20 protein-coding genes are annotated in these 20,597 nt (G+C 31.4%); 8 read left to right on the forward strand and 12 right to left on the reverse strand.

Features of this window, described 5'->3' with window-relative positions; translation table 11 throughout:
* Window positions 1-2 precede the first annotated feature (2 nt).
* Complete coding sequence (locus C4S75_RS01500; RefSeq protein ID WP_105296546.1) at window positions 3-1,055, reverse strand: NAD-dependent epimerase; 1,053 nt, start codon at window positions 1,053-1,055, stop codon at window positions 3-5.
* A 622-nt stretch (window positions 1,056-1,677) separates the two neighbouring features.
* On the opposite strand from C4S75_RS01500, the gene C4S75_RS01505 reads away from it, so the two are divergent.
* Entirely contained in the window at window positions 1,678-2,250 is a 573-nt protein-coding gene (locus C4S75_RS01505; protein WP_158254195.1) for a 5'-nucleotidase, read from the forward strand.
* 11 nt (window positions 2,251-2,261) lie between these two features.
* The gene (locus C4S75_RS01510; RefSeq protein ID WP_105296548.1) at window positions 2,262-3,194 is read left to right on the forward strand and encodes a bifunctional UDP-sugar hydrolase/5'-nucleotidase; all 933 of its coding nucleotides are present in this window, start codon (window positions 2,262-2,264) and stop codon (window positions 3,192-3,194) included.
* Here the strand turns inward: C4S75_RS01510 and C4S75_RS01515 are convergent.
* Both C4S75_RS01515 and C4S75_RS01520 read right to left on the reverse strand, forming a co-directional pair.
* Window positions 3,182-3,841 (reverse strand): YggS family pyridoxal phosphate-dependent enzyme, encoded by a 660-nt coding sequence (locus tag C4S75_RS01515; protein ID WP_105296549.1) that lies wholly within the window; start codon window positions 3,839-3,841, stop codon window positions 3,182-3,184. The genes C4S75_RS01510 and C4S75_RS01515 overlap by 13 nt on opposite strands.
* A 150-nt stretch (window positions 3,842-3,991) precedes the next feature.
* On the reverse strand, window positions 3,992-6,457 hold the full coding sequence (locus C4S75_RS01520; protein ID WP_255410555.1) for a glycoside hydrolase family 3 protein: 2,466 nt from the start codon (window positions 6,455-6,457) through the stop codon (window positions 3,992-3,994).
* Between the two features lie 281 nt (window positions 6,458-6,738).
* Between C4S75_RS01520 and C4S75_RS01525 the strand changes: the two genes are divergently transcribed.
* A complete protein-coding gene (locus C4S75_RS01525; RefSeq protein WP_105296551.1) occupies window positions 6,739-7,038 on the forward strand; it encodes a DUF3817 domain-containing protein in 300 nt (99 codons plus the stop codon).
* 157 nt (window positions 7,039-7,195) lie between these two features.
* Here the strand turns inward: C4S75_RS01525 and C4S75_RS01530 are convergent, their stop codons facing one another.
* Both C4S75_RS01530 and nadE read right to left on the reverse strand, forming a co-directional pair.
* Window positions 7,196-7,939, reverse strand: coding sequence for a YebC/PmpR family DNA-binding transcriptional regulator (locus C4S75_RS01530; protein ID WP_105296552.1), 744 nt, complete (start codon window positions 7,937-7,939; stop codon window positions 7,196-7,198).
* Between the two features lie 192 nt (window positions 7,940-8,131).
* The gene (gene nadE / locus C4S75_RS01535; protein ID WP_105296553.1) at window positions 8,132-8,920 is read right to left on the reverse strand and encodes an NAD(+) synthase; all 789 of its coding nucleotides are present in this window, start codon (window positions 8,918-8,920) and stop codon (window positions 8,132-8,134) included.
* A 54-nt stretch (window positions 8,921-8,974) separates the two neighbouring features.
* Here nadE and C4S75_RS01540 point away from each other — a divergent pair, with 54 nt between their 5' ends.
* The 3 genes from C4S75_RS01540 (at window position 8,975) to hemB (ending at window position 11,440) form a co-directional block, all read left to right on the forward strand.
* On the forward strand, window positions 8,975-9,991 hold the full coding sequence (locus C4S75_RS01540) for a gliding motility protein GldB (RefSeq protein ID WP_105296554.1): 1,017 nt from the start codon (window positions 8,975-8,977) through the stop codon (window positions 9,989-9,991).
* A 42-nt stretch (window positions 9,992-10,033) separates the two neighbouring features.
* Window positions 10,034-10,360: a gliding motility protein GldC gene (gene gldC / locus C4S75_RS01545; protein ID WP_105296555.1), complete on the forward strand. Its 327-nt coding sequence runs from the start codon at window positions 10,034-10,036 to the stop codon at window positions 10,358-10,360.
* Between the two features lie 102 nt (window positions 10,361-10,462).
* Window positions 10,463-11,440 carry a porphobilinogen synthase gene (gene hemB, locus C4S75_RS01550; protein ID WP_105296556.1) on the forward strand — a complete coding sequence of 326 codons (978 nt, stop codon included), beginning with the start codon at window positions 10,463-10,465 and terminating at the stop codon, window positions 11,438-11,440.
* Between the two features lie 168 nt (window positions 11,441-11,608).
* Here hemB and C4S75_RS01555 read toward each other — a convergent pair whose 3' ends face one another.
* The 7 genes from C4S75_RS01555 to recJ form a co-directional block, all read right to left on the reverse strand.
* Window positions 11,609-13,783, reverse strand: coding sequence for a SurA N-terminal domain-containing protein (locus C4S75_RS01555; protein ID WP_105296557.1), 2,175 nt, complete (start codon window positions 13,781-13,783; stop codon window positions 11,609-11,611).
* Between the two features lie 154 nt (window positions 13,784-13,937).
* Window positions 13,938-14,195 (reverse strand): hypothetical protein, encoded by a 258-nt coding sequence (locus C4S75_RS01560; RefSeq protein ID WP_105296558.1) that lies wholly within the window; start codon window positions 14,193-14,195, stop codon window positions 13,938-13,940.
* Window positions 14,176-14,490 (reverse strand): co-chaperone YbbN, encoded by a 315-nt coding sequence (locus C4S75_RS01565; RefSeq protein ID WP_105296559.1) that lies wholly within the window; start codon window positions 14,488-14,490, stop codon window positions 14,176-14,178. Before C4S75_RS01565 ends, C4S75_RS01560 begins: the two co-directional genes overlap by 20 nt.
* A gap of 24 nt (window positions 14,491-14,514) precedes the next feature.
* A complete protein-coding gene (locus tag C4S75_RS01570) occupies window positions 14,515-15,153 on the reverse strand; it encodes a peroxiredoxin (protein ID WP_105296560.1) in 639 nt (212 codons plus the stop codon).
* Window positions 15,154-15,520: 367 nt separating this feature from the next.
* Window positions 15,521-16,150 carry a 7-carboxy-7-deazaguanine synthase QueE gene (locus C4S75_RS01575; protein ID WP_105296561.1) on the reverse strand — a complete coding sequence of 210 codons (630 nt, stop codon included), beginning with the start codon at window positions 16,148-16,150 and terminating at the stop codon, window positions 15,521-15,523.
* A 50-nt stretch (window positions 16,151-16,200) separates the two neighbouring features.
* Window positions 16,201-16,776 carry a nicotinate (nicotinamide) nucleotide adenylyltransferase gene (gene nadD, locus C4S75_RS01580; RefSeq protein WP_105296562.1) on the reverse strand — a complete coding sequence of 192 codons (576 nt, stop codon included), beginning with the start codon at window positions 16,774-16,776 and terminating at the stop codon, window positions 16,201-16,203.
* 9 nt (window positions 16,777-16,785) lie between these two features.
* Window positions 16,786-18,498, reverse strand: coding sequence for a single-stranded-DNA-specific exonuclease RecJ (gene recJ / locus C4S75_RS01585; protein WP_105296563.1), 1,713 nt, complete (start codon window positions 18,496-18,498; stop codon window positions 16,786-16,788).
* Window positions 18,499-18,619: 121 nt separating this feature from the next.
* Here recJ and C4S75_RS01590 point away from each other — a divergent pair, with 121 nt between their 5' ends.
* On the forward strand, window positions 18,620-19,111 hold the full coding sequence (locus C4S75_RS01590; RefSeq protein ID WP_105296564.1) for a hypothetical protein: 492 nt from the start codon (window positions 18,620-18,622) through the stop codon (window positions 19,109-19,111).
* Window positions 19,112-19,232: 121 nt separating this feature from the next.
* Window positions 19,233-20,591 (forward strand): orotidine-5'-phosphate decarboxylase, encoded by a 1,359-nt coding sequence (pyrF, locus tag C4S75_RS01595; protein ID WP_105296565.1) that lies wholly within the window; start codon window positions 19,233-19,235, stop codon window positions 20,589-20,591.
* Window positions 20,592-20,597 lie beyond the last annotated feature (6 nt).

The raw sequence follows: 20,597 nt of genomic DNA on the forward strand, positions 1-20,597 counted from the left end.
ATTTAAATTGAATAAAAATTTCTATACCATTCAATGAAATTTTTAATTCCCTCCTTTACGGATACTTGAGGTTTATAATTAAAATTTTCAATTAAATCAGTAACATCAGCATAGGTAGCAGGAACATCTCCGGGCTGAATAGGCAGTAAATTGATTATTGCTTTTTTACCCAATTCTTCTTCTATAGTTTTAACAAAGGACATAAGTTCCACAGGTTTACTATTTCCTATATTATAAATTTTATAAGGAGCAGATGAAGACGAAGGGTCCGGATTAACAGGGTCCCAGTTTGAGTTGCCTATTGGCGGATTGTCATTAACCTTTATAATTCCTTGAACAATATCTGAAATGTAGGTAAAATCACGTTGCATTTTTCCATAATTATAAACATCAATAGGTTTATTTTCTAAAATGGATTTAGTAAAGATAAATAAGGCCATATCGGGTCTACCCCACGGACCGTAAACGGTAAAAAAACGCAATCCGGTGGTTGGGATTTTAAATAAATGGCTATAGGTATGTGCCATCAGTTCATTGCATTTTTTACTGGAGGCATATAAACTTACCGGATGATCAACATTATCTTTAGTTGAAAAGGGCTGTTTTTCATTTAGACCATATACGCTGGAACTACTGGCATAAGTTAAATGCTTGATAGAAAAATTCCTGCAACATTCTAATATAGTAAGGAATCCGGTTATATTTGAATCAATATAGGCTTGAGGATTGACTAAAGAATATCTAACCCCGGCTTGAGCAGCAAGATTAATTACTTTATCGAATTTTTCTTCTTTAAATAAATTTTCTATATTATTTTTATCTTCAAGACCAAGTTTGATGAATGAAAGATTTGAATATTTGGAACTCTTAATCAGTTTATTATATTCAATATCGGATTTATCAAATCCACAATTTTTTAATCTTCCATATTTAATAGAGACGTCATAATAATCATTGATACTATCGAGACCAATTATCTCATCATCTCTATTTATTAAAGACATTACTAAGTGATAACCGATAAATCCGGCAATTCCTGTAACAAGGATTTTCATTCAGAATTTTTTTATAACAAAATACAAATTTAAAAATTTTTATTTTGATAGTTTGAGTGTCTCATTAACTTTGAGTGGATAGTATAGAAAAAATGAATAAGATATACCTTACAACAGATCATGCTCTCAAATAATTCAGCACTAAAAAAATTTTCAAACTCATGGAATTCTTAAAATAAAGGGTCATACATACTTGGTATATAGTAGTTTAATGCTTAAGATTATTTGTCACTGATGATAAGTTTATAGTAATGCGTATGCAGTTGATGAAATAAATGCAAAAGATTAAATTTAAGATCCTTTTTTTAACGTGGAAAATTTGATTGAAAAGATGCAAAAAAAAGAAAGCTTGGAAGTGGAATCAGAAATAAAATTTTACTGAATTCATTGCAGGTTAAATAAAATTTATCTAACTTTCAATTAGTTCGATGAAAAGGTTATGAAAGCAATAAGACACATATTCTTATTAAGTTTTATATTACTAATACTGATACATTGTAAAACAAATAAGGTAAAAGAAGTACATCAAATACATCTTAATAAAAAGATTACTGATTCAATTAAATCGGATTCACAAATTATAAATTTCATTTATCCATATAAAAAACAATTAGATTCAATAATGAATCAACCCATTAGTTATGCCAATGTAGACTTCACCAAAGCAGGATACTCCAGCAACGAAGGTAATCTATTAGCAGACTTAGTATTGGAATATGCTAAAAAGTATGCTAAAACAAACAATAAACCTGAACCCGATTTTTGTTTGTTAAACAGCGGCGGAATCAGAACTATAATCCCTAAAGGAGTAGTTACTGTTGAAAATATATTTGAAGTATCGCCCTTTGAAAATGAAATGGTCCTTTTACAATTAGATGAATTTCAAATGAAAGAAATGTTTGATTATTTAAGAATTGAAAAAAAAGGACATCCATTGGCAGGAATAAAATTAGTATATAAGAAAGATAAATTGATTTCTGCACAAATTGAAGGTAAAGATTTTGATCCGACAAAAAAATATTGGGTAGTTACCATAGATTATCTAATGAATGGCGGAGATAGAATGAATTTTTTTATGAAATCGGATGCTCAAGAAATTACTCATTTAAAATTACGAGACATTCTATTAGAGCAGGTAAAAAATTACAAAGTATTGCCGGACATTAAAGATCAAAGATTAGTATTTGAAGATTAAAAAAAATTCAAATGAAAAGAAGAGATTTTATCAAAACAGCTACTTTAGCCGGAGGAGCTTTAAGTTTTCCCTCCCTATCATTTGCTTCCCGTATATTACATTCAGACAAAAAAATAACCATAGTACACACCAATGATCAACACAGTAGAATAGACCCTTTTCCGGCGACTTATACCAAAAATCCCAATCAAGGAGGTTTTGCCAGAAGAGCAACTTTAATAGATGCTATACGAAAACAGGAACCACATGTATTATTATTAGATTCGGGTGATGTTTTTCAAGGAACTCCTTATTTCAATTTTTTCGGAGGTGAATTGGAGTTTAAATTAATGTCAACCATGGGATATGAAGCTTCAACTATGGGAAATCATGAATTTGATAATGGATTAGAGGGGTTTAAAAAACAACTGCCACATGCTAAATTTGACTTTCTTTGTTCAAACTATGATTTTAGCAATACGCTGTTGGAAGGATTAACCAAAGATTATAAAATCATAAAAAAAGGAGGCATTAAAATAGGATTATTTGGGTTAGGCGTTGAATTAGCCGGATTGGTAGAAAAAAAGAATTATTTAGAAACTAAATATCTGGATCCTATAGAAATTGCACAAGATCGAGCAAGAATGCTAAAAAAAGAAAAAAGGTGCGATTTAGTAATTTGCCTTTCTCACATAGGATATAAATATCCTAATTTTCCCGATAAAATTTGCGATGTAAAATTGTGTCAGCAAACAACGAATATAGATTTAATACTTGGAGGCCATACTCATACCTTTTTTAAAGAACCGGAAAAATATCTAAACAAAGAAGGCAAAGTAGTATTGCTCAATCAAGTGGGATGGGCCGGTTTATTATTAGGCAGAATTGATTTTCTCTTTACTCAAGACAATATGTTAAAAGAAATAGCTTACCAAACAATTCCTGTAAAAAATTATACCGTATAATTTCTTTTTCCAAATAATTTAGACCCAATTCTAACCATATTACTTCCGCACTTTATAGCAATTAGATAATCATCCGACATGCCCATGGATAAAATCGATAGACTATATTCATTTTGATGGGTTATATAAAAATCGTGAAGAGAAGAAAATTCATTTTCAATTTGAGCTGTGTTATCAGTAAATGAAGCCATACCCATAAGACCAAGAATAGTAACATGTGGAAACATTCCATCCTTTTTAAGCTTAAGTATTTCAAGAGCCGAATCGAAAGTTAATCCATATTTAGATTCTTCTTGGGCTATTTTTATTTGTAATAAAACAGAAATCGGGCGATTGTTTTTTACCGCCTCTTTTTCAATAGTATCAAGCAATTCCAAACGATCCATAGAATGTATCAGATGAACAAAAGGAGCAATATATTTTACTTTATTCTTTTGTAAATGCCCAATTTGATGCCAGCGAATATTTTTAGGCAATTGATTATATTTTTCAACCAATTCTTGAACTTTATTCTCACCGAAATCGATTTGTCCACACTGATACATTTCTTCAATTTCCTTTGCAGGATGAGTTTTTGAAACGGCTATTAATTGAACATTAGAGGGTAGGGTTTCTAAAGTTGTTTGTAATGAATCTTTTATAGACATGGGTTGAAAATATATTTTTACAAAGGTTAAAAGTACTAATAAATTTTTTGATAAAATAATGGGAGAAATATAGTATATAAAAAAGAGCGGAAAATATTTTATTTTCCGCTCTTTTAAATTAATATGACTTTAAAAATAATGGATTTTGATTTATCTATTAGATTTTAAATCTTGAAAATTAAGGTCATTATTTAACACATTGTTTACTTTTTCAACAATTAACTTATTTGGTAATGAAAAATTAGATACTTGCTTAGTGTTAGTAAGAGATGAGTTAAACTCAATTTTATAGATTCCTGCATCAGCAATCCATGCAGAAGCCAGAGGATTAAAAGAAGCTAAGTCTTTGGGTTGAAGTTCAAAAAATACCACTTGAGTTTCTCCCGGTTTCAATATTCTGGTTTTAGCAAATCCCTTTAATTCTTTTGTTGGTTTATCTATATTCCCATTAGGAGTTGAGAGATACAATTGAACAACTTCTTTACCCGCAACACTTCCGGTATTTTTAACTTTAAGAGAGATTAAAAGTTTTTGATTAAATTCAGCGGAACTCAATACAGGTTCAGAATAGTCAAACTTTGTATAAGATAGACCATACCCAAATTCATAAGATGGAATAACATTAAATGTGTTAAAATATCTGTATCCCACATATATGCCTTCCTTATAAGACACGTCAGTTGGTTTTTCCGGCGGAACTCCGTCAAAATTAGAAGAAGAAGAAACATCTGTATATTTAACAGGTAGGGTTTGAGTTAATTTTCCGGATGGATTCACAGCTCCTGAAAGTACATCAGTTATAGCATAGCCGCCCTCTTGACCCGGAAGACTTGCCCAAACAATAGCGTCTACTTTATCTTTCCAGCTGGAAGTTTCAATAGCGCTTCCTGAATTTATTATCACAACCACTTTTTTATTTTGTTGATGAAATGCTTTTGAAACTTCAGAAATTAAATTTTGTTCTTTTTCGGAAAGATCAAAATCATCAGGAATTTTTCTGTCTCCGGATTCACCCGCTTCTCTTCCAATGGTAATGATCGCAATATCATTTTCTTTAGCACTGTTTTGGATCGCTTTTTCCTTAATGGTCGGCTGAGTTAAAGTTGGTAAGATAGCGAGTAATTTTTTCTTTAATTCCTCAGTTTTAGCTAATTCTTCTTTAACAAACTGAGAATAGGTTTGATTTAAATTTTTATCAATCACATAACCGTTATCTTCTAATCCTTTAGGTAAAGAAATTACATATGCTTTATTTACATTTCCACTTCCTGTTCCTCCTGCTATAATATTATATGAACCACTTCCAAATAAGGCAATTTTACTTCCTTTATTTAAAGGTAAAGCCGCTTGTTCATTTTTTAATAAAACCATACCTTCTGAAGCTGCTTTTCTGCTTAAAAGTGCATGGGCTTTGAAATCCGGATTATTAGTTGGTATATAACCGGCTACCCGTGGAGATTTATAGATCATTTCCAATACATTTCTCAAGCAATTATTTACATCTTCAATAGAAAGACGTTTAGTTTCAATGTATTTTTTAAGGGTTTCAAATTGTACTTGCGTACCCGGCATTAATAAATCATTTCCTGCATGTATTTGCTTTGCAAATATGTTTTCATCATAAGAATCTTTACTTATTCCATCATGGCTGGTATCGCTTACAGCAGATACATTAGCATATCCACCAAACCAGTCTGTAATTACCGCACCTTTAAAGCCCCATTCGTGACGTAAAATAGTAGTTAATAAGTCATAACTTGCCGAAGTGTAAGTCCCGTTAATTTTATTGTAAGAAGACATAATGGTTGCCGGATTAGATTCTTTAACAGCGATTTCAAATCCGCGTAGGTAAATTTCTCGTAACGCTCTTTGGGATAGATGAACATCTAAGTCCATTCGGTTATTTTCACTATTGTTTGCGGCAAAATGTTTTAAAGATACCCCCACACCGTTTTTTTGAATTCCTTGAGTAATCGCAGAAGCGAATTTACCGGCTATTAAAGGATCTTCTGAAAAATACTCGAAATTACGCCCGCACAAAGGGTTGCGAATAATGTTCAACGCCGGAGCCAATTGAATATCCGAGCCATATTTTAAGGCTTCATCTCCAATAGCATCTCCTACTTCTTTTGCTAATTCTGTATCCCAAGTGGTTGAAATAAGGGCCCCTACAGGAAATCCTGTGGCATAATAAGTTCTTGTTTCTCCTTTTCTTTTATAAGAAATGCGGACACCTGCAGGACCATCGGTAAATATTACCGCAGGAACGCCCCATTTGTCAATGGGTGTAGTTGAACCTGCTGATCCGGGAATAAGGTAGCTTGGTATTGTGACTCCTTTAGGGTCTATAGCTTCAAATCCTTTCAACATTTCAAATCCAACCATTCCCGTACCCAAGAGTAAATGTATTTTGTCATCAACAGATAAACGAGAAATCAAATCATTGATTCTTTCATAATCCGACAGTCGAGTATCTTCGTAAGGTTGTAGTTTTCCATCTTTGTTCCAATCAGAAAATTTTTGATTATTAACAACGATTTGAGGATAGGTTTGCGCCTTACTGAGGTTAAATGCACAAAATCCGGCTAATGCATATAATACAAATCTTTTTTTCATCATATTATTTTTTTTTCTCATAAGGTACAAATTATTTATTATATATTAACATAGACATGATATAAATTAGGTGTTATGTGCCTTGCTATTGTTATATAATATTTAATAATTGATATACAATAAGATATATATTCTGATTTTATATAATAAAAAAGATGAAATTGATCTAAAGATGTATTCACATATAGTAGTATTTAAATAAAAAGATAATACGAACCATTTATGTAAATGCGAAAATTATCTTGATAAATGATTATTTTTGTACAAGTAAAGATAAGCAAATGAATAAAAAAAAGTTAGAAAAATATTTTAATTTAGCTTGTTATGCAGAATGCATAAGTTGTTTCTTACTTTTTTTAGTAGCCATGCCCTTGAAATATTTTTTTCATTATACCTTATTTATGATTCCGACGGGTATGATACACGGTTTATTTTTTACCGCATATATTATATTGGCGATTTTAGTTAGAAAGCATTATAAATGGGATGATGAAGATTTTGTATTTGTACTAATGTCAGCCTTTTTCCCGTTTGCAACACTATGGGTCGAAAAAAAATTAGCTAAAATCAATCGAACATAAGCTAACCAATTTTAGATTTTCAGTTTTAGAAATTAACTAATAATTTAAAATTGTTTAAGTTATTATCAATTATTTAACAGGAATACGATAGGTATAAAGAATAAAAAGCTTCTTATAAGCATAAGAAACTTTCTATTTTTTATATATGTAAAAAATTCTAATTTACAGCGTTTTGCAATTCTTCTGTAATTTCCATATTATGAAATACTTGTTGAACATCATCATCATCTTCAAATTTTTCAAGCATTTTCAAAATAGTTTGTGCCTGTTCTAACGGAAGAGCTTTTGTATTGTTTGGCAACCTTTGTAATTCCGCACTCTTAGGCTCTATACCTAATTCTTCAAATTTATGATTTATAGAACCAAAATCTTCAAAAGAAGAGGTTATAATTACTTCATTTTCATCTTCTTCAATTTCTTCGGCTCCTGCGTCAATCATTTCTAATTCAAAACTGTCCCAATCCATAGTAAGATTTGACTTATCTAAAGTAAAAATCCCCTTTCGATCAAAAATAAATGTAAGTTCTCCATTTTTTCCCAGATTTCCTTCAAATTTGTTAAATATAGCACGAACATTGGCTACAGTTCGGGTAGGATTATTAGTAGTACATTCTAAAAAAATGGCAATTCCTCCCGGTCCATATCCTTCATAGGTTATTTCGTCATATTGTTCTGCATCTGCCCCTGAAGCCTTTTTAATCGCTCTTTCTACATTGTCTTTTGGCATGTTTACACCTTTAGCATTAAGTAAACAACGACGAAGTGCCGGGTTAGATTCAGGGTTAGGACCACCGGCTTTAACAGCTATTGCAATTTCTTTACCAATACGGCTGAACTGTTTTGCCATTTTGTCCCATCTGGCTAATTTTGAAGCTTTTCTATATTCAAATGCGCGTCCCATAATCAAGTTTAATTTCTAAAACAAAAATAATAATTGAATGAGTTATAGAAAAATAAATTATTATTTTTTAAATCTTTTTTACAAGTTTAACTATTTGATGGTTTGTTCTTTTTTTACAACTAATGCATAGATAAAACTAAGAACAATCAATAGTATAGTAACCTTGTAGTAAAATAGTATCCTTTACAAAGGTTAATCAAGTAATTCTTTAGGAATTTTACAAACCGGAATAGGATTAATTTTATGTTGAGCAAGTTTGTTTAATCGATCATAAATTTCGAAAACTTCACGATCTCTTCCTGTAAAATCAGAAGCTTTATGATTTTCATGAACATTCATTGCCCATTCCAGTTCCGGATAGGAAGCTCCAATTTGGTCTTCATCAGATCGGTCATCAGTCCAAAGACCATCGGTAGGTTTCGCCTTCTGTATAGACTCGGAAACATGTAATTCTTTGGCTATTTCAAATACCTGACTTTTTAAAAGGTCGGCAATAGGGCTGATATCAACTCCTCCATCTCCATATTTAGTAAAAAAGCCGATACCAAAATCCTCTATTTTATTACCTGTTCCACAAACCAATAAATTGTTGAGTCCTGCATAATAATATAAGGCAGTCATACGAAGACGAGACCGAGTATTGGCTAAAGATAAATTGTTTTTTTCATGAGATTCATCCGCTTCTAAATCAGATTTTAAAGCCTCAAAAGTGTTGGTGAGATTTATAGTTTTTCCGGTAACATTTGTATAGTGTTCAGTGAGATATTTTATATGTTCTCTGGCTCGCGTAACTTGGTCTTCCGGTTGATGAATAGGCATTTCTAAAACTAAAACGGGTTTACCGGTTTGTGCAGCTAATGTAGAAACTACAGCGGAATCTATTCCTCCGGATACTCCTACAACAAATCCTTTTGCCCCACTATTTTTGAGATAATCGTTTAACCAATTAACAATATAGGAAATTACTCTGGTTGTTTTCATAATATTGTATCTTTGCGCGTAATATTATATATTTAAAAATCAAGTGTAAAGATAATGAAGATTATTAAATATCTTACAGTATTGTTACTAGTAATAAGCTGCACTCATAAAAGCAATAAAGAAGATTTGAATAAGAGGTGGAAAGTAGAGGTTAGCGAGATACAAGAACCTATTGAAATTCATGATATAGCAAAAGATTTTTACAATTTAGATATTTCAATACCGGATTTTAGAAAAAAATATCCTTTTTATTTGAGTCAAAATACCCCGGATTCCCGATTTGAAAAAGATCGAAGGGATAGTACAGAACTCAATATATATTCTGAAATAAAGAAAAAAGTTTCTAACGATAGAATTAAAGCTGAATTAGAGAACCTATTTAAGCATATCAAATATTATTATCCGGAATTTAAATCACCCACAGTGTATTTATATTCATCATTTACCTCAGACTACTTGAATCCGATTACTTATATTCCACAAAATAATTTTTTACTTATTGCTACAGATTGCTTTTTAGGCTTTGGTAATAAATACTATAATATGATGAATATAGATAAATATATCCAGAGAACAATGAGCATGGAATATTTTTCATCAAAAACGGCAAAAGAAATAATTAAAGGAATGGCAATAGTTCCGCGAGAGACGAACAGCCAATCTTTTGTTTCACAAATGATTTATCAAGGTAAAATTTTAGTTTTGGAAGATGCCTTTCTGCCTGAAGTAAAAGATTGTTATAAAATAGGATATTCCCAAGACCAGATAAATTGGGCGAAAACTAACGAATATGAAATATGGAATTTCTTTATTGAAAGTAATTATGTGTTTAGTGATGATATTTCTTTATCTGATCGGTTTTTATCGTTAGCACCTTTTTCTAAATTTTATACGGAGGTAGACTCTCAAAGTCCGGGGAGAATAGGTTGTTGGACCGGATGGCAAATTTGTAGAAAGTACTTACTTGAAAATCCTCAAGTAAGCCTACAAGACTTTATTAAAAATCCTAACCATGAGCAAATATTTGCCAAGTCCAAATATAAGCCTCATCCTGAGGTTGATACACACTAATATTTAAAGATACAAAACAAAGTAATATTTTAATAGTAGCTAATGAAAGAAACTGAAATAAATTTTAATATACAATTAGATGAAAACCATATACCCGAAAAAATTGTATGGGCAGCCCCGGACGGAGGAGTAATCGGAGCAGAAAGTAAAGCTATTTTATTATCTGTTTGGGATGATAAAGTTAAAGAAGCTTTAAGGATTGATTTATGGACCAAAGAAATGCCTGTTGATGATATGAAGCGTTTTTTTCATCAAGTATTGCATTCTTTAGGAGATTCTTATCAGAGAGCCACAGATGAGGAAGAAATTGCAGAAGAAATAAGAAAATTTGCAGAATATTTTGCAGATAGAAGTGGTATAAAAATGTAATATAATTTTTTAAACTGAATAAGATTTTATCTTATGGGTTTTTACCAAATTCATTTAAATTATACCTTTTTAAGGTCAACTATTAACACGAAATAACAAAAAATGATACTATACAATAGAAATAGAAGATTAAGATCAACTCAAGCCGTAAGAGATTTAGTAAGAGAAACGATTTTAACTACCGATGATTTTATCATGCCGATATTTATTGCAGAAGGAGAAAATATTAAAGAAGAAATTTCTTCTATGCCGGGAATATATCGCCAATCATTGGATTTAACAATTAAAGAGGTTAAAGAATTATGGTCTTTGGGAGTTAAAGCGGTGAATATTTATGTAAAAATCAATGAAAATTTAAAAGATAATACAGGCAAAGAAGCATGGAATAAAAACGGCTTAATGCAAAAATCAATCAAAGCCATGAAAGATGCTGTACCCGAAATGGTAATTATGCCGGACGTCGCTCTTGATCCTTATTCAATTTACGGACATGACGGAATTGTTGAAAACGGTAAAATTGTAAATGATGCAACCGTGGATGCATTGGTAAAAATGAGCCTAAGCCATGCAGAAGCAGGAGCAGATTTTATTGCTCCAAGCGATATGATGGATGGAAGAGTTGCAGCAATTAGAGAAGCATTAGAAGAAAATGGATTTGATGAAGTAGGTATTATGAGTTATGCAGCCAAATATGCCAGTTCGTATTACGGTCCTTTTAGAGATGCTCTGGACAGTGCTCCCGGATTTGGAGATAAAAAAACCTACCAAATGGATTACGGTAACAGTAAAGAAGCTATCAATGAAGCATTGAAAGATATTGAAGAAGGTGCAGATATTGTTATGGTAAAGCCGGGACTTCCTTATTTAGATATAGTCTCTAAATTAAATGAAATAGTAGATGTGCCTATTTCGGTATTTCAGGTTAGTGGAGAATATGCCATGATTAAAGCGGCTGCAAAAAATGGATGGTTGGATAATGATAAAATTATTATTGAAAGCTTAACATGTATAAAAAGAGCAGGCGCCAGTCTTATTTCTACCTATTTTGCTAAAGAAGCTGCTAAACTATTGAATCGATAAATTGTAAGTAATAAATATTTTATAAGAAGCCTCTTTTATTTCGATAAGAGAGGTTTTTTATTTACATTACTAAAATAATTAGCTCGAAAATTGTTTGAGGAAGTATCACTAAAAACAAAAAAGCATACTTATAACTAAGTATGCTTTTTTTAATATTTATTGTCTAAATTATTTTTGTTGTTGATTTAACAAAATACCTCTATAATCGGTAATATCTGACTCTTGAACTAATGATCTTAAAAGTAAAGAAGGCATTTGTTGAGCATATTGACTCATTAAAGAGGTTTTAAGCTGTTTTTTGTCTCCAACTTGTCCTTTAGTAATCGATTTAGTTACAATTACATAAACTCCGCTTTTTCCTTCAATAGCTTTTGAGGTAACTCCTTGTTTCAACCCAAATGCAGCACCACCCACCTTAGGCTCAAATTCTCCGTTTACTGATGGATTATCAAAACTTATTGAAGCATTGCTTTTTGTAGTTTTAAATTCAGTTGCTAAGTTGTCAAGTGATTTGTTTCCTGAATTTACTTTTTCAGCAATTACCTTACCCAGCTTTTCATTCCTTACCTCAGTTTCAATTTCATCTCTAACTAAAGAAGGATCTGCTAACCCTTTGCTAAATAAAGATGAAACTCTGGCTACAATATAACTTTGGTCACCGGTAGTGAATACTTCAGTATCACCAAGTTTTCTTTTAGAATCAAACGCCCAAGCAATAATATCAGAATCTTTATCTGTGTGTAATCCGTTCAACATAGAACCAAAACGTACTATGCCTCGTTGCTGTTGAGGTTTATAGTTAGATTTTTTAGCGAAATCAATAAATTCTCTAGATGACTTTCCTTGAATGGATTGTATGAAATTGGTTGATTGTTTACGGGCAGTTTCGATAGTTTCCTCAGAAGGTTTAATTTCTTTCGCAAGATCTGCTAATTTATAAACAATTTCATCCGGTTTCCTTTGAGATATCATTAATACCAAATATCCCTGTGGAGTTTCAATAACTTCTGCTTTATTTGTAGGAGAAGTTTCTAAAAAACGTTGTAATTTTTTATAAGGAGCAGGAAAATCTTGAGCTGTTGTTAACTTCATTTCACCATTATTGGAGGAAGCCGTCGGATCGTCTGAATATTGAGAAGCTAATTTTGTAAAATCATTAGGATTTGCATTTAATTTTGCCGCTAGTTCATCCGCTTGTTTTTTTGCCTGATCCTTATTTCTGGCGGTTTTAGGCTGGATTTGCTGAGCTCCGGTGTAACTTATTAATATATTTTTAGCAGTTACCGAATCCGTATTTTTTTTAGCTATTAATTTAGATAATACATAATATCCATTATCTTTATAAGCATTAGAAATTTGTCCGATAGAAGCATTTTTTACCCAAGTTTGTATGTTTTGTGGCAATTGCTTTTCGCTTCTGTATTGAGAGATAAAAGGTTTATCTGCAATTTGTGCGGTATTTAACTCGCTGATATATAGTGAATCATTTTTAACCGAACCAAATGCTTGAATGGTATCCCCTTCAATAATGGATTGAGACAATAAGGCATTTAACGAATGTAATGTGTTATTTTCATCGGAAAGAGTAGGTTTTGCAGAGAAATATACAAAATCTAGCGTTCTGTTTTCGTCTATTTTATATAAAGATTTATGTTTTTCAATATAAGCTTTTAAATCTTCATCTGTGACCTTAACAGGGTTTGATTTCTGATATGTATTATAATCGATTTTAACGTATTCAATATCTGCAATATTGGATTGATTTTGTGCTAAAAGTTCAATTTCCTTGTTATTGGTTAACATTCCGGAACCGTAAGTCCCTAAATATTGTTTACCCATTGCTTGATAACCAAAATTCTTTTTTAAAGTCATCATAGTTTGGAAATATTCTCTGTATTGCGGAGAGGCATTTTGGCTTTCTTCCATTTTTTGGAATTCATCCTGAATCAATTTGGTATTAATATTTCCACTTTTATCTTTAAATTGAGGATTGTTAAATAAAGGAGAGGATTTGGCCATATTCCAAATCATTTTATCAGTTAAAATTAATCCTGAGGCATTAAATTTTTGCTCAATTAATTTTTGTTCAATTAACGAATTCCAAACTTGTCCTTCAAGTAAATTTTCCGGATATTGCCCTTGGTACTGAGAAGAAAGAAGACTAAGTTGACTATAATATTCCTGGCGAGAGATCGCTTCTTTGTTTACTTTTCCCAAAACATTGGGATCTTTCTTGCCAATTCTGCTCCAATCAATTCCACCTAATAAAAATAATAATAATGCTACAGCAACAAAACCTATTAATAACCCGTTTCTTTTTCTTATTTGTCCAAGAATAGCCATTTATTCGTAATTTAATTTATTTTAATTTACGAAATTACGGTTTCGACATGAAATATGAAAATAATATTTACCTTAATAGTTCATTTTTAAAAATAAAAAAACCTCACAAGAAAAATCTTGCAAGGCTTTTAAAAATTAAATTTAAAAGTATAGACTATTTATCAATTGATCCGAGGACACGTTTCATAAATGCATTTAAAGCATTTTTTTCATCCATACCCTCTTTCATTAGCTTATTAACTTCAATAGCTCCGTACATATTAGAAAGCACTTCTCCTAAAACATCTAATTCTTCATCTTTCAAACCCGGAGCTTTCGTTAAGTTCTCTAAGGTTTCAATCGTTTCATTGATATAATCTTCATCATTATTTTCAATGAATTGAGTTAAATGTTTAATTATGGGTAACTTCATTTACTAATTCTTGTAAAGGTTCTATTTTATTTGTTTGTATTTGATTAACCAGTTTTCCATCTTTAAAAGAAGCAAAAGTCGGTAAGTTGGTCACATTTGCTAATTTTCTGGATTCAGGAAATTTTTCTGCATCAACAATTAAAAAAGGAATGGTGCTGTTTTCTTCGCCAATTTTTTTAAATTTCGGCTTCATAATTTTACAGTTTCCACACCATGAAGCTGCATACTGAACGAGAACAATCGGAGATTCTTTGATAATTTCGCTTAAATTATCTTCTTGTAATTCTTGTACCATTTTTTTGTTTTTTTTAAATTATGATTAATGAGAAGATAAATAATCCGATACTCCTTTACGATTGGCATTCATCGCATCTTTTCCTTCTTCCCAGTTAGCCGGACATACTTCACCGAATTTTTGAACATGAGTATAGGCATCTATAAGGCGTAAATATTCTTGAACATTTCTTCCTAATGGCATGTCATTAATACTTTCATGGAAAACTTTTCCCTCTTCATCAATTAAAAAGGTTGCTCTGTATGCAACATTGGATCCTTTCAATACCACAGTTTCATAATCCTCATCATATTCGGAAGATTCAATATCTAAAATTCCTAAAATATTAGAAAGATTACGTGTTGTATCTGCTAAGATTGGATAAGTAACTCCTTCTATACCGCCATTATCTTTAGGGGTATTTAACCAGGCAAAGTGTACTTCGTTAGTATCACATGAAGCTCCTATAACTATAGTATTTCTTTTTTCAAATTCAGGTAGTGCTTGTTGAAAAGCATGAAGTTCCGTAGGACAAACGAAAGTAAAATCTTTAGGATACCAAAATAATAAAACCTTTTTATTTTTTTTAGTTGCCTCCTCAAAAATATTGATCTTTAAATCATCCCCCATGTGATCCATGGCATCTATTGAAATGTTTGGAAATTTTTTACCTACTATTGACATAATTTTATTGTTTTGTTTATCAAAATATTATTTCATTTTTTACATTTCAAAATTAGTCAATAAAACAAGGACCCTACGTTGTGTAAGCATAATTCTTTTTTATTGAAGAATAAAAAAAAACTATATACATAAAAAAATTTCACGATAACTTCCCGGATTTTTTATTAAGATAGTAAAAAAAATTAATTTATCCTATTAAATGATATAAACACAAAAGGATGAATTAATTAAAAGATATTAAAATCTGATAGTAGTCGGTTATAAAGACATGATTCTGCTAATTCTAATAAAGATTAAAGCATTGAAAACTAAAAAATGTAGTGCAGAAGGGGGATGATATAGGATTAGACTTTATCAATTGCTGTTATTAGGGAATGTTTAAATATTTATGAGTTTGTAAAGAAACATGCCATTTAGAGTTTTTCATCACATAATCAATGATTTTTGGAGTAACTTTATTCCTATTACTCCATTCAGGTTGTAAATATAAAATGGCATTATCATTTACTTTAGAAGCCTGTTCTTCCGCAAAAATAAAGTCATGATTATTATAAACAATTACTTTTAATTCGTTTGCTTTTGCATACACACTTTCGAGAGGAAGGGCTGTTTTTTTAGGAGACAGACATATCCAATCAATATGTCCCGATAGTGGATAAGATCCCGAAGTTTCGATATGTATTCTGCAACCCAAATTTTTTAATCTGGATGTTAAGGGCTCTAAATTCCACATTAAAGGTTCCCCTCCGGTTAAAACAATGGTTTTCGATTGGGAAGCAGCCGTTTCGGCAATTTTATCTACAGAACTAACCGGATGAATAGAAGGATTCCAACTCTCTTTTACATCGCACCAATGACACCCTACATCACAACCGCCTATTCTTATAAAGTATGCAGCCGTACCGGTGTATCTACCTTCTCCTTGAATGGTGTAAAAATGCTCCATAATAGGTAATGATAGACCGGATTCTAAATCCATAGTTATACTATCTTCCATTTACTTATAATTTTTTAGCAAAAACAATTTGCAAAATTACAAAAAAGTAATTATTTATAAAGATTGCTTCCATCAATATAATTGAAGACTTCAGGAGGGAGCATGGGACGAACATTTTTATGTTCTTTAATCATGGAGCGTATTAAGGTAGAAGAAATTTCAATGATGGGAGCGGAAATTTTATGAATATGAGGATGGTCCATAGTTTGTTCATTCTGAATACGGTTCATTCGAGGATAAACAAATAAGGAATGATATTTTAAAATTTGTTCATAATTTTTCCATTTATGAAATGAATTCAAATTATCTTCTCCCATTAGTAAAACAAAATCATAGGATGGATATTTTTCTTTAAGTACAACCAACGTATCAATGGTATAGGAAGGTTTGGGTAAAGTAAATTCAACTGAAGAAGATCTAAAATGGGGGTATTTTTCAATGGCAAGGTTTACCATTTCCAATCTGTGATGATCTTTTAACAAAGTAGATTTATTTTTGAAAGGGTTTTGTGGAGTTACAACAAACCAGATTTGGGTAAGGTCTGAATTTTCAATGATATAATTTGCAATAATTAAATGTCCTATATGAATAGGATTGAATGATCCGAAAAATAAACCTACTTTCATTCAACAAAGTTACAAATCCTCATAAAATTTAACATCTTTAATTTGAAGTTGATAAAAAGTTTTGCCTTGCCAATAATTTTCATATAAAGTGAATACCATATCAAAAGGATATTTTTCAAATTTAGGCAAAAGATGACCCATTTTAAAGGCAATAGCTTCAAATGAATTTTTAATGGAATCTTGGAAAACAATAATTTTTAAATGGGAACGATCTTTACCCATAAGCGTATAATCGCCTCCAAAATGTACATTTTTGGCTAAAAATACAGGACGCAAATTAGCAGGGCCAAATGGAGCAAAATAACTGATTAGTTTGAAAAAACGTTTATTTATTACGGATAGAGATATTTCTTCATCTATTTCAATAGTAGGCGTTCTTTGACTTTCCTTAATCGTTTCTTTAACAACAGATTCAAATTTTTCTTTGAAGGGTAAAAAATTCTCTTTTTTTATTGAGAGTCCTGCAGCATACATATGCCCCCCAAATTGTTCCAAATACTCAGAGGTTTTTTCCAAAGTTTTATAAATATCAAAACCGGTAACACTTCGAGCAGAAGCAACCAGGTCTTTATTTTTTCCCTCTGTAAAGACTAAAGTAGGCCTGTAATATTCTTCAATTAATCGGGAAGCGACAATCCCAATGACCCCTTTGTGCCATTTGCGATTAAAAACAATGGTGGAATAAGTACTGGTTTGACCTGTTTTTATAATTTCTTGAATGGCTTCGGAAGTGATATTGGCATCAAGCTCTCGACGTTCGTTGTTAAGCTCATTAATTTGAGTATAGATCTTTCGAGCTTCAATGTCATTAGTTGTAATAAGTAGCTTTACAGCATTACTTGCGTGGCTGATTCTTCCTGCAGCATTTATTTTAGGAGCTATTCCAAATACAATATTATTAATTGAAAAAGCTTCACGGGTTTCTTTGGGTAAAAAAACCTTTAAACCTACTCTGGGTTTTTCCAACAATTGTTTCAAACCAAATGCAGCTAAAATTCGATTTTCACCGGTTATCGGAACAATATCGGCAGCGATACTGATAGCTACTAAGTCTAAGTAGGGAAATATATCTTCTTGTGGAATTTGTTTTTGGAGGGACAAAGCTTGAATAAGCTTAAAGCCAACTCCACATCCGCTTAAAAATTTATAGGGATACTTGCAATCTGATCTTTGCGGGTCTAAAATAGCAACCGCTTCCGGAAGAATTTCATCCGGCAAATGATGATCGCATACGATAAAATCAATGTTTTTATCTTTTGCATAAGAGATCTTATCTTTTTCTTTAATTCCGCAGTCTAAAGCAATTATTAAGGAAAAACCATTAGCGGCGGCAAAATCGATGCCCTGATAGGAGATGCCATATCCTTCTTCATATCTATCCGGTATATAATAATCGATATGCTTATAAAAAGAATTAAGAAAAAGATACATCATTGCCACAGAAGTAGTACCATCCACATCGTAATCTCCATAAATAAGTATTTTTTCATTAGTATTTATGGCTTTTTCGATTCTTTCTACAGCAATATTCATGTCCTTTAAAAGAAAAGGGTCATGAAGTTGATCAAGCGAAGGTTTAAAAAAAGTTTTAGTTTCATCAAATGTAGAAACACCTCGTTTTAAAAGAAGGCTGGTAATTTCCACAGGAAATCCCAGTTCTTCAGCTAGTTTTTGGGCTTTATTTGGATCAGGTTGAGGTAAAATTAACCAACGATTTCGCATAGTTTACAAATGTATATAATTTTAATAAATATGAGTACTTTGATTTTATCTTTTATAATTATGGAAAATTGGCTAAAAAAAGAATGAATGTTTTTATATATTTGATTAAAAATAAAATATAATGGAAAAATTAAGAATTTTATTCTTTTATGTATGGCTGTTTAGCTTATACTCTTGTAATCCGGGGCCCGGAAAATTTAATGACAATTTAATGGAAAATTTGAATAGAGCAGACAGGGAATATACCACCTTTTATGCTTTGGTTGAACAGCACCCTGATACCGGTGACTTTGTTTCCGTCACCAAAAAAGGAAAAGTAGCTTCTGAAGAACTGGAAAAATTAATCAACAAAATTAACGGCTATGAAATACCCAAAGATGGGGATGATTTAAAAAACTTATGTGAAGAGTATATCCATAATATGATTACATCGATAAAAGGATTTACTTCAAAAGAAAAATTAACAAAAGATCAATTTGAAAAAGCTCTGGAAGACATGGATGTAAATGAAGTTAAATTAAATGAAATTGACGGTAAAATTGTAGAAGCCCAAAAATCATTTGCCAACAAAAGAGGGTTTGAGTTGAAAGATTCATCATCAAATAAAAGATAAATATGGATAAATTTTATTATTGTTACCAAAGTGTTAAATAGTTAAGGAATTTAATTTCTCTTAGTTTTTTACAAACACTTAAATTTATTAATTTATTACCTTTGCTTAAATCAAAAGAAAGATGATTAACAAAGAAAAATTTTTACTCAAATCTTATGAACTGGGAATAATAAAATTTGGTGAATTCACTTTAAAAAGTGGGATTCTTTCTCCTTTTTACGTTGATTTACGACCATTAGCCTCCAGTCCGGAATTACTAAGCGAATTGTCACAACTTTTATTGGCTATGCTAAAAGATTGTAGGCACGAACTTATTTGCGGTGTTCCCTATGCGGCTTTACCTATGGCTACGGCGATGTCTTTAGCATCTAAAGTGCCATTAATTATAAAAAGAAAAGAGAGTAAAAATTACGGGACGAAAAAAATGTTGGAAGGAATCTTTAAAGAAGGACAACGTTGCGTACTCGTGGAAGATGTAATAACAAGTGGGAAAAGTTTGCTTGAAACGATAGAAGAGGTAGAAAAAGAAGGACTAAAAGTAAAAGATATTGTTGTAGTATTAGATAGGCAACAAGGAGGTAAAGAATTATTGGAAAGCAAAGGATATCATGTTCACACTTTATTCAGTATTGAAAATGTAATTGATATTCTGTACAATCATGATTTTTTAAATCAATCACAGGTTGTTAAAATTAAAGACTTTCTTAAAGAAAAACCAACGGTACAATTAAGTGCTCCTCGATTAACCTATGAGGAAAAATTAAAATTACAGAATCATTCGGTTTCTAAGAAGCTGATCGAAATTGCATTATCAAAAAAAACCAACTTAATTGCTTCATTAGATACCCATAAATCTGCAGAAATTTTAAAATTAGCGCATCAAATAGGAGATTCCATTGTAGCTGTTAAATTGCATTCAGATATAATTTCAGACTTTACTGAAAATTTTATACACGAATTGAAAGAGATTGCTGCAGCTAAAAACTTTTTATTATTCGAGGACAGAAAATTTGGAGATATTGGTAATACACAACATATGCAGTTTACCGGAGGAATTTATAAAATCTCAGAATGGGCAGATTTAATAACTTCTCATGTTATAGCCGGAGAAGAAAGCTTACAAGTATTTGGTGAAAAAACCGGAGTAGTAACTATTGCAGAAATGTCGTCAAAAGGAACTTTAACAGATGAAAACTATAAGTCGAAAGCGATCGAAATTTCAAGTAAAGTTTCCAATGTAATAGGATGTGTTGCCCAATCCAAACTACCTTCTGCTTTATTGTTGTTCACTCCGGGGGTAAATTTAACAGAATCAGGAGACTCCAAAGGTCAGCAATTCAATACTCCTGAAAAAGTATTCTCCGATTATCATACAGATTTTATTATTGTCGGCAGAGGCATTTACGGAGCAAAGAATCCGGAAGAAGCTGCCAAGAAATATAAAGAAGAAGGCTGGAAAGCCTATTTAAAGAATTGTTAAGACTAC

The sequence above is a fragment of the Apibacter sp. wkB309 genome (assembly GCF_002964915.1).
Taxonomy (GTDB): domain Bacteria; phylum Bacteroidota; class Bacteroidia; order Flavobacteriales; family Weeksellaceae; genus Apibacter.

Coding starts and splice junctions, on each gene's coding strand:
- C4S75_RS01555 (WP_105296557.1), bottom strand. CDS start 13,783: ATGGCTATTCTTGGACAAATAAGAAAAAGAAACGGGTTATTAATAGGT.
- C4S75_RS01510 (WP_105296548.1), top strand. CDS start 2,262: ATGAAAAGAAGAGATTTTATCAAAACAGCTACTTTAGCCGGAGGAGCT.
- C4S75_RS01590 (WP_105296564.1), top strand. CDS start 18,620: ATGGAAAAATTAAGAATTTTATTCTTTTATGTATGGCTGTTTAGCTTA.
- C4S75_RS01540 (WP_105296554.1), top strand. CDS start 8,975: ATGAAGATTATTAAATATCTTACAGTATTGTTACTAGTAATAAGCTGC.
- hemB (WP_105296556.1), top strand. CDS start 10,463: ATGATACTATACAATAGAAATAGAAGATTAAGATCAACTCAAGCCGTA.
- gldC (WP_105296555.1), top strand. CDS start 10,034: ATGAAAGAAACTGAAATAAATTTTAATATACAATTAGATGAAAACCAT.
- C4S75_RS01560 (WP_105296558.1), bottom strand. CDS start 14,195: ATGAAGTTACCCATAATTAAACATTTAACTCAATTCATTGAAAATAAT.
- nadE (WP_105296553.1), bottom strand. CDS start 8,920: ATGAAAACAACCAGAGTAATTTCCTATATTGTTAATTGGTTAAACGAT.
- recJ (WP_105296563.1), bottom strand. CDS start 18,498: ATGCGAAATCGTTGGTTAATTTTACCTCAACCTGATCCAAATAAAGCC.
- C4S75_RS01515 (WP_105296549.1), bottom strand. CDS start 3,841: ATGTCTATAAAAGATTCATTACAAACAACTTTAGAAACCCTACCCTCT.
- C4S75_RS01575 (WP_105296561.1), bottom strand. CDS start 16,150: ATGGAAGATAGTATAACTATGGATTTAGAATCCGGTCTATCATTACCT.
- C4S75_RS01500 (WP_105296546.1), bottom strand. CDS start 1,055: ATGAAAATCCTTGTTACAGGAATTGCCGGATTTATCGGTTATCACTTA.
- pyrF (WP_105296565.1), top strand. CDS start 19,233: ATGATTAACAAAGAAAAATTTTTACTCAAATCTTATGAACTGGGAATA.
- C4S75_RS01570 (WP_105296560.1), bottom strand. CDS start 15,153: ATGTCAATAGTAGGTAAAAAATTTCCAAACATTTCAATAGATGCCATG.
- nadD (WP_105296562.1), bottom strand. CDS start 16,776: ATGAAAGTAGGTTTATTTTTCGGATCATTCAATCCTATTCATATAGGA.
- C4S75_RS01530 (WP_105296552.1), bottom strand. CDS start 7,939: ATGGGACGCGCATTTGAATATAGAAAAGCTTCAAAATTAGCCAGATGG.
- C4S75_RS01505 (WP_158254195.1), top strand. CDS start 1,678: ATGAATCAACCCATTAGTTATGCCAATGTAGACTTCACCAAAGCAGGA.
- C4S75_RS01565 (WP_105296559.1), bottom strand. CDS start 14,490: ATGGTACAAGAATTACAAGAAGATAATTTAAGCGAAATTATCAAAGAA.
- C4S75_RS01525 (WP_105296551.1), top strand. CDS start 6,739: ATGAATAAAAAAAAGTTAGAAAAATATTTTAATTTAGCTTGTTATGCA.
- C4S75_RS01520 (WP_255410555.1), bottom strand. CDS start 6,457: ATGAAAAAAAGATTTGTATTATATGCATTAGCCGGATTTTGTGCATTT.